The organism is Streptomonospora sediminis (genome assembly GCF_054778995.1).
Genome location: NZ_BAAGYZ010000085.1, coordinates 1 through 8456, shown reverse-complemented (window position 1 = coordinate 8456; position 8456 = coordinate 1). Strand labels below are relative to the sequence as shown.

Genomic DNA, 8456 nt, shown 5'->3' with positions numbered 1-8456 from the left:
GGGGCGGGCCGCCCGCGCGGCCGGGCTGCCCGCCGCCGTCCCCGGCCGGTTCCCGCGCGCGGCGCTCCTGCCGCTCGGCCCGCTGTACGGGCTGTGGGTCGGCGGCGCCGCCGGGGCAGCGGTCATCGGCGCCGCGCTGCTACTGGTGTGGTGGCTGGGCCGGTCGCCTTCGCCCGCCCTGCGCCACGCCAAGCCCGAGCGCCCCGCCCTGGGCGGGCGGCTGCTGCGGGTGGCGGCGGGCCCGTGGCCGGTGGTGGCCTGCCTTGCCGGAGCCGGGGTCGCGCTGGGCGCGGGCACCTACGTCGCGCAGTTCCTGCCGTTCCACGACATCGGCGACCTGCTCAGCGAGCCGCTGCGCGAATGGGTGCCCCAGGCGCTGTGCCTGCCCGCCCTGGCCCGGCTGGTCGTCGCCCTCGGCGAGGCGGCCGGGCCGCCGCCGGCCGGTGCCGGTTCCGGCGTGGCAGAGGCGGAGCGGACCGGTTCCGGGCAGCCGGGGTCCGGGCAGCCCGAATCCGCGGGCGGGGCCGCTGCCCGCGGCGGCCCGGACACCGCGCAGGAGGCCGCAGCCGCGGCGGGCACCCGGGCCCCCGATGGCACTGCGGATACCGCGGACACCGAGGAGGTGCGCACATGAGCGCGGGCCGCGCGAGCGGTCCGGGCGCCGGCGCCGATGCCGGCACCGCCGACACCGCAGGTACCGCCGGCACCGGCGCCCCGGCCGCAGCCCCCGACCGCACCCCGCAGAACGGGTCCGGGCACCTCAGGGCCGGAGCCGCGGCGCTCGCCCGCAGTAGCCGCCTGATCGCCCTTGCCGCTGCCGCCTTCCTGCTCACCTCCGCACTGCTGCTGCGTTTCTACGTCGCCGGCGAACTCGCGCTGATCCCCGCCCGGGCCGAGCTGACCATGGAGCTCGCCGACGGTTCGGCGGCCTACCTGGACACCCTCACGTGGGAGACGGTGCGCGGCGCCCACCTGCAGCAGCGCACCGACGTGCACGGCACCCCCGCCCCCGGCAACGGCGACTGGACCGCCTGGCAGATGTCCACCCGGGTCGGCACCGGAAACGCGGTGCTGGCCCACCGCGACCGCCGCGTCGTCGTGGACCGCCGCACCGCAACGGCGGTGAACTGCTGCGGCGAGCACGTCGACGGCGACCGGGCCATCCGCCAGGCCGGCCTGGTGCTGCTGTGGCCGGCGGGCGGCCGGTGGCGGGAGTACCCCTTCTACGACGCCGACATCCGCGCGGCGCCGCCCATGGTCTTCGACGGCCGCGACACCGTCGCAGGGCTCGCCGTGCGGCGCTACGTCCAGCGGGTCGCCACCACCCAGGTCCCCGACTCGGCGCGGCCCGTACCTGCGCGGGCGCTCGGTCTGGACCGCTCGGGCACGGTCCAGGCCAACCGCTGGCTGGAGCTGGAGCGCACCTACTGGGTCGAGCCGGTCACCGGCCGCGTCGTCGATGCTCGCGAGGAGCGCCGCGAGACACTGCGCCCGGAGAACGGTCCGGGCAGGCGGATGCTGCTGGACGCCGAGTTCGAGATGACCGACGAGCTGGTCGCCGCCAAGGCCCGCCAGGCCGGTGAGCTGGGCACGGTCCTGCGGGCGGCGCGCACCTGGCTGCCGGCCGGCCTGGCGGCGGCGGGCGGTGTGCTGCTGGCGCTGACCGCCTGGCGCGGTCTGCGCGCCCGCCGCCGGGCCGGTGCGTCCACCGGTTGACCGGGCAGGCCGGTGCGGGCCGGCCGCCCGCGCACGGGGCGCCCGGCCCACCCGACCGCCCGGCCCATCCGACCTACTCTGCGGCGCGTTTGCGCAGCACCAGCAGCAGGTTCCAGGTGGCGAACTCGCGCAGCACCGGCACGTGCACGACGGGCCGCATCCAACCCGGCAGGTAGCGCGGGCGGATGTCGACCGTGTCGACGCCGCTCTGCCCGCGCACCCAGCGGATCATTTCCGCCGCCGAAACCGCGAACATGGTGCGGCCGAAGTCGTTTTTGGGCCGGCGGCCGGTGCGGCGGGTGAAGCGCCGCGCCGCGTAGTGGCCGCCCAGGAAGTGCCACGGGGATGTCTCGTGGCCGCCCCACGGCGACAGCCACAGGGTGTAGGAGAGGTAGACCAGGCCGCCGGGCCTGGTGGCGCGCACCATCTCCGCGGCCATGCCGGGCGGATCGGGCACGTGTTCCAGCACGTTGGAGGAGAAACACACGTCCACCGATCCGGTGCGCACCGGCAGCTGCAGGGCGCTGCCCACCACAGCGGTGTCGGGCAGCTCACCGTCGCGCAGCCGCAGCTCAGCGGTGTCGGCGTCGACACACACGCAGCGGGCGCCCGCCGCGCGCAGCTCGTCGGCGAAGTACCCGGGACCGCCGCCCACATCGGCCACCACCGCGCCGTCCAGTGGCGTGTAGGACCGCAGCTGGGCGACCGTGTCGCGCGCGAGCGTGCCGTAGAAGTGGTCGGGGTCGCTCTGCTCCTTGCGGAAGGCCGAGAACAGCGCCGCCGACCGGGCCAGTGTCGCCCGGAAGGCCGGGGCGGCCGCGGTTTCCCCGGTGCCTTGCCCGGTGCCGGGCCCGCCGCCGCTCAACGGTCGTCCTCTGCGGGCAGCCACGCGTAGTGGCGCAGGTGGCGCCAGTGGTCGCCGCCCCAGTACTCGTCCGAAGCGGCCAGCCGCGCGCCGCCGGCCGCCAGCAGGCCGGCCAGCCGGGCGCGGGGGAGCGGGTGCATGCGCATCGGGGCGGGATAGCCCAGCAGCCGCCGCTGGGCGAGGCGGATCAGCGGCCAGGGCGCGAACCGGAAGACCAGCCCTTTGAACGTGGGGCGCTCGCGGTCGGGCACCCCGATCACCAGGGCGCCGCCCGGGCGCAGCACGCGGGTGAACTCGCGCACGTAGCCCGCTGCCAGCTGCGGCGGCAGGTGTTGCAGCACGAGGTCGGTGTAGACGAGGTCGAATGTGTCGTCGCCGAACGCACCCAGGTCGGGCCGGTCGTTCAGCCGGAAGTCGATCCGCCCGCCGCTGCGGTCCAGGCGGCGCGCCTCGGCGAGCATCGGCGGTGAGATGTCCACGCCCACGACGTTGTCGAAACGCTCGGCGAGCGCGTTGGTGAGCCTCCCGGCTCCGCACCCGAAGTCCAGGGCGCTGCCCGGAGGCGGCGACAGGCTTAGCTCGGCGAGGCGGTTCAGCGCCGCGCCGGCCTCTGCGGCGCCGGAGGCGAGGAACTCGCCGTCGTCCCAACCGCCGCCGCGCTTGGCGGGATCGACGCAGACCGCCCACAACGGCTCGGCCGACCCCAGACGGGTCCAGTCCGCCCGAATTTCGTCGAGTCCCACGGTGCCGCTCCTCGCTGCCCGGCGCCGTTGCCGCGGCGCTGCCCAAGAACCGGAGTGGACCGCGTTCTCGTTGCGGTTTTCCCTGGTGCGATGGTGTTCTGCCGAGCACCTCCGCTTCAGGTGGAACGTGTTGTATTCTGGCACCCCTGCAGCGGGGGGCGTCAACCGGCCGATCACGTCAGGGAATGGAGCGGCATGAACGACGCCGACGGCTCCGCTTCCGGGTCCGCAGCGCCGCCGGATTCCCCGGACCCCGCAGGCTCTTCCCGGTCTTCCGGCTCCTCCGGTGCTGCCGGCGACCCCGGCCCCGCCGACCCTGCGGACGGCTCCGACTCCGCGGATCCCGCCGGAGGGCCCGGCCCGGAAGCAGATCCCGACCCCCACCCCGACAGCGCCGGCACCGCGCAACCGGCCGCCGCCGCGCCCCCGGCCCGCTCGACCGGGTGGGCGGCAGTGTTGGCCGCGCTGCTGAACCGGGGGCTGCGCGACCGGATCGTGCTGGCCGGTGCTGCGCTGATCATCGCCTCCCTCGCACTCAAGATCCACGTGCTGCAGGCGGCGTACTTCGTCGAGGACGACTTCCTGTTCATCGGCACCGCCGCCGCCACCGACCTCACGCCCGGCTACCTCACCGACCTGCACAAGGGCCACCTGATGCCCGGCGCCCTGCTGCTCGCCTACATCCAGGCGGGGGTGGCGCCCTACAACTGGGTCCTGGCCGCCGGAGTGATGCTCGCGGTACAGGCCGCCGCGGCCGCCGCGGTGTTCGCGCTGCTGTGGGAGTTGTTCGGGCGCCGGCGGGCCGTTGTGGCACTGCTGGCGGTGTACACCGTCGCCCCGTTGACGATCCCGGTGCTGGCCTGGTGGTCCGCGGCGCTGAACGCCATACCGTTCCAGCTGGCCACCGCCTTGGCGCTGCTGTGGCTGGTGCGTTTCCTGCGCACGGGCGAAGGCCGCTACGGCTGGTTGGCGGGAGGCGCGGTACTGCTGGGCATGGCGTTCTCGGTCAAGGCCGTGTTCCTGCCCGTGCTGCTGTTCGCGGTCGCGGCCGCGTTCCTGGTGCCCGGGCGCATCCCGCGGGTCCTGTGGCGCACCGCTGATCGCGACCTGCCGTTCTGGGCTGCCTTGGCGCTGCTGTCGGCCGGCTACGTGCTGCTGTACCTGTCCCGGCAGGAGACCGCCGAGGGCGAGGGCGCCGGCATCCCCGAACCCCGTGTCGTCGCGGACCTGCTGCGCGGCATGCTGACCGAGACGTTCCCGGTCGGTGCGCTGGGCGGACCCGGCAGGTGGGAGCCGGTCACCGCGGCCGGCGGGCTGCTCAACCCGCCGTTGGCCGTGGCGGGTGCCGCGTGGGCGGTGCTGGTGCTGATCGTCGCGGTGAGTCTGCTGGTGCGGCGCCGGTCCTGGCGCGCCTGGGCGCTGCTGGCGTGCTACCTGCTGCTCGTCGATGCGCTGCCGACCGCTGTCGCCCGCGGCCGGTACGAGTCGCTGGTGGGCTACGACCCCCGCTATGTGGCCGACGCCGCGCTGGTCTTCGTGCTCTGCCTGGCGCTGGCCTTCCTGCGGGTGCGCGGCGAGGACACCGCCGCCGCGGCCGGGGTCTGGCGCCCGCCGCGGAGGGCGGCGCGGGCGGCGGCGTTCGCGGCCACCGCCGCGATGACCGCCGCGGGCGCCTTCTCCACCTACACCTTCGCCGACACCCTCAGCGGCGACCGGGTGCGCTGGTACCTCGACACGGTCCGGCAGTCGGTGCGCGAGGTTTCCGCGCAGGCGGGGATCTACCCGCGGCCGGTGCCCGAGGACATCGTGCTGGCGTGGAACGGGCCGCGGCGGCTGAGTTCCAACGTGCTCAGCCCGTTGGCGTCCGCGGAGGTGGCCGAGCGCATCCGCGACCCCGAACCGGCCAACACCGCGCTGGTGTTCAACGACGCGGGGTTCCTGGTGCCGGCCGAACCGGTCGAGGGCAGCGCGTTCTTCGGGCCGCCCGAGGACGAGGAGTGCGTGGGCACGGTCGGCGGCCAGGTCCGCTGGCCGGTGGAGTCGCTGGGCGGCCCGACACACGTGCTCGCGGTCGCCTACACCGCTGAAAAGGAGACCGAGCTGGGCGCCGTGCTCGGCGACGCGTGGGTGACCACCAAGCTGCCCGCCGCACCCGAGGGCGGCGTCTGGTACGTGCCGGTCGACGGCGCCGGTACCGAGCTGACCCTGCACACCGACGCCGAGCAGCTGTGCATGCAGTGGGTGACCTTCGGCGAGCTGCAGCCGGTCACCGACGGGGACCCGTGGGCCGAAGAGGCTCAGGAGGGCGAGGGCGAGCAGGACAAGCAGGATGAACAGGGCGACGGCGGCGGGCAGGATCAGCAGGACCGCCAGGACGGCCAAGGCGCGGGATCCGGCGGCGGCTAGTTGACCGGGATTCGCCGCCGGTTCTTCGGGCGGGCGGGGCGCGGGCCGCCCGCTGGGCCGTACCAGCGCCGCAGCGGTTGTTCGACGAACCGGTGGGTGAGGTCGGCGAGCAGCACGGTACCCAGGACCACCGGGACCAGGTCCAGCCAGAACGAGCCGTGGAAAACGTCCTCGCCGGTGAACTCGCGCCACAGGTAGAGCACCACGAACTGCCACAGGAAGATCCCGTAGGAGACACGCCCCAGGTAGCGCATCACCGGGTGGGCCAGGAACACCTCCAACCAGGCGCCCCCGCCGGCGCGCAGCGGGGGCGGGCCGCCGCGGCGTTCGGGCCGCAGCGCCACCGGCGCGATGACGAAGAACGCGAAGCCCATCGCCACCGCCATGTTCACCACCGAGATCCAGAACCCGGGCCCGCCGACGAACCGGGGCCCGGCAGCCGGGGTGGCGGCGACCAGGTAAAAGATTCCGGCGAGCGTCCAGCACAGCGCCGCGTTGCGCGGCAGGGTGCGGCACAGCCGCCGCGCAATGCCGCCGCCGGTACCGCCGCCGGGCGCCGCCCGCTCGCGCCACGCCCATTCGCCCAGCACCGCCAAGCCCATGCCCACCGCGAACAGGCCCAGGCAGCGGGGCAGCCATGCGTACATGTAGGGCCGCGGATCCGGATAGTACTGCGGCAGCAGTGCCAGCAGGGCCACCGCGGTCAGTCCCGCCAGGCACAGGAACATCCGGCGGGCGCGGCGGTCGGGATCGACGCCTGCGCGGGCGGCGGCGCGAGCGGTGAGCAGCCCGATCACCGGCAGCAGCACGTAAAAGCACACCTCGACCGACAGGCTCCACATCTGCCCGAGCCCGTAGGGTCCGGTGCCGACCCACCACGGGTCGGTGTTGAACACGAAGGTGAGGGTGAGGACCTCGACCCAGGTCCGCACCGAGTCGAGGTGCTCGCGCGACCACAGCAGTAGGGCGGCCACGGCGACGATCCAGTACGCCGGCAGTACCCGCAGCGCCCGCCGCCGCAGGTAGGGGCCCGCCCGCGGGGCCGGGGTGCCGTCGAGTGCGCTGCGCACCCAGGGCCGGTACAGCAGCAGCCCCGACAGGGCGAAGAACAGCGGGACGCCCATCTCGCCGGTGGCGACCAGGGCGCCGAGCACACCGGGTGCCAGTGCCGCACCGGTTTCGACGCCCACGTGGAACACGAGCACCAGCAGCGCCGCGATGGCGCGGATGCCGTCGAGCGCCTCGATGTGCCCGCTGACCTGCGGCAGATCGCGCTGCGCGGTATCGGCGGGCCCCTGCTCGGCGGCAGGCGCACCGGTGCCGGGGCCGGTTCCGGCCGCGGGTTGCTGATGGGCGGGCGGGCCGTCGGGTGCAGCGCTCACAGGCCGGGCCTCCTGTGTCGTGTGCTCGGATCCGCGGCGGCGGGGGAATCGGCTGACCGCACGGCGCAGACCAGCGGGGCGGCGGGTGCGGGGCGGACGAAGGGGCGAACGCGCCGGGGCGGGCGGCTTGCAACCCCCGCCGGATTGGCGCCGCTCCGGACTAGAACCGGTTATAAATTTTCAGCTACGCCGTGGTGACGCTATCCGTTGCAGAGCAGTACTCTACCCGAAAATGAACCGAGTTCCAGCTTTCCCCAGACCCCGTGTATCCGCCCCGCCCGCCCCGCACCGTTTCGCCCAGGAGGGCAAATGCGCCGTACTGTCGCGGTCGTCTTCATCGCATTGGGAGTCTTCTTCCTGGCTCTGGCCCCCATGCTGCGGTTCTGGATGGCCGACAGCCTGATGAAGGCCCCCTTGGACTACTACAACGAGGCCACCAACCACGGTGAGGACGTCACCTACTTCAGCGCCGAGGAGATGGAGCTGGTCGAGGGCGCGACCGTGGAGGCGTTCACCACGGTGCGGGGCGACGTCGCAGCCAGCGACGGGCAGACGGTCGTCTGGGACCAGTTCACCTGGGTCAAGGACATCGAACGCGACTTCGCGATCTCCTCCACCTTCCGCCGCGCCGGCCACGACCGCCTCACCGGCCGGGGCGTGGACTGCTGCGACTCCTCCGTCAACGACGAGCAGGTCGAGCAGAACGGCCAGATCTTCAAGTTCCCGTTCCTCACCGAGCAGCGCGACTACAAGTTCTTCGACACCACCAGTCAGAAAACGCGCCCCATCACCTTCGAGGGCGAAGAGGAATACCACGGCGTCCAGACCTACCGGTTCGAGCAGGTCATCGACCAGGTGAAGATCGGCGAGCGCACCCTGCCGGCCGACCTGCTGGGTATGGACGGCAACGGCGACGTCACCGGCGACGAGATGTACAGCATCACCCGCACCTACTGGATCGAGCCGACCACGGGCGTGCCCATCGGCCTCAGCGAGGACCAGCACCGCGGCGTCGAGGTCGACGGCGAGGAGCGCCTGGTGCTCTTCGACGGCACCATGGTCTGGAACGACGAGACCATCGACGGCCAGATCGAAAGCGCCGAGCAGGGCATGTTCGTGCTGCCGCTGCTGCGCACCACCCTGCCCATCGCCTGCCTGGCTGCCGGAGCCGTGTGCATCATCGCGGGCGGCCTGCTGCTGCTCGGTACCGGCGGCCGCGGCACCAGGGCCTGACCTGGGCGGCGCACGGCATGAGCGACGCCCGCGAGCCTTCCGCCCCCGGCGCGGTGCCCGCCCCGGCCGGGGGCGGCGCCCGCACCCGTCCGCTCGGCGCGCCCGCGCCGC

Annotated in this window: 6 protein-coding genes and 1 pseudogene; 4 read left to right on the top strand and 3 right to left on the bottom strand. The window is 74.0% G+C overall.

The genetic code is table 11. The features are described 5' to 3' along the window. Together ACYVD5_RS17480 and ACYVD5_RS17475 are read left to right on the top strand one after the other, a co-directional pair. Window positions 1–634: pseudogene (locus tag ACYVD5_RS17480) on the top strand (DUF3367 domain-containing protein); the annotation flags it as partial. Next, window positions 631–1716: a PorA family protein gene (locus ACYVD5_RS17475; protein WP_461002130.1), complete on the top strand. Its 1086-nt coding sequence runs from the start codon at window positions 631–633 to the stop codon at window positions 1714–1716. The pseudogene ACYVD5_RS17480 and the gene ACYVD5_RS17475, both read left to right, overlap by 4 nt. Window positions 1717–1789: 73 nt before the next feature. Here the strand turns inward: ACYVD5_RS17475 and ACYVD5_RS17470 are convergent, their stop codons facing one another. After that, a complete protein-coding gene (locus ACYVD5_RS17470) occupies window positions 1790–2581 on the bottom strand; it encodes a class I SAM-dependent methyltransferase (protein WP_461002129.1) in 792 nt (263 codons plus the stop codon). After that, entirely contained in the window at window positions 2578–3324 is a 747-nt protein-coding gene (locus tag ACYVD5_RS17465; protein WP_461002128.1) for a class I SAM-dependent methyltransferase, read from the bottom strand. Before ACYVD5_RS17465 ends, ACYVD5_RS17470 begins: the two co-directional genes overlap by 4 nt. A 195-nt stretch (window positions 3325–3519) precedes the next feature. Between ACYVD5_RS17465 and ACYVD5_RS17460 the strand changes: the two genes are divergently transcribed. Next, window positions 3520–5730 (top strand): hypothetical protein, encoded by a 2211-nt coding sequence (locus tag ACYVD5_RS17460; RefSeq protein WP_461002127.1) that lies wholly within the window; start codon window positions 3520–3522, stop codon window positions 5728–5730. Here the strand turns inward: ACYVD5_RS17460 and ACYVD5_RS17455 are convergent. Continuing rightward, on the bottom strand, window positions 5727–7112 hold the full coding sequence (locus ACYVD5_RS17455; protein ID WP_461002126.1) for an acyltransferase family protein: 1386 nt from the start codon (window positions 7110–7112) through the stop codon (window positions 5727–5729). The genes ACYVD5_RS17460 and ACYVD5_RS17455 overlap by 4 nt on opposite strands. A gap of 309 nt (window positions 7113–7421) precedes the next feature. Here ACYVD5_RS17455 and ACYVD5_RS17450 point away from each other — a divergent pair, with 309 nt between their 5' ends. After that, window positions 7422–8345, top strand: coding sequence for a PorA family protein (locus ACYVD5_RS17450; RefSeq protein ID WP_461002125.1), 924 nt, complete (start codon window positions 7422–7424; stop codon window positions 8343–8345). The last annotated feature ends 111 nt before the right edge of the window (window positions 8346–8456 follow it).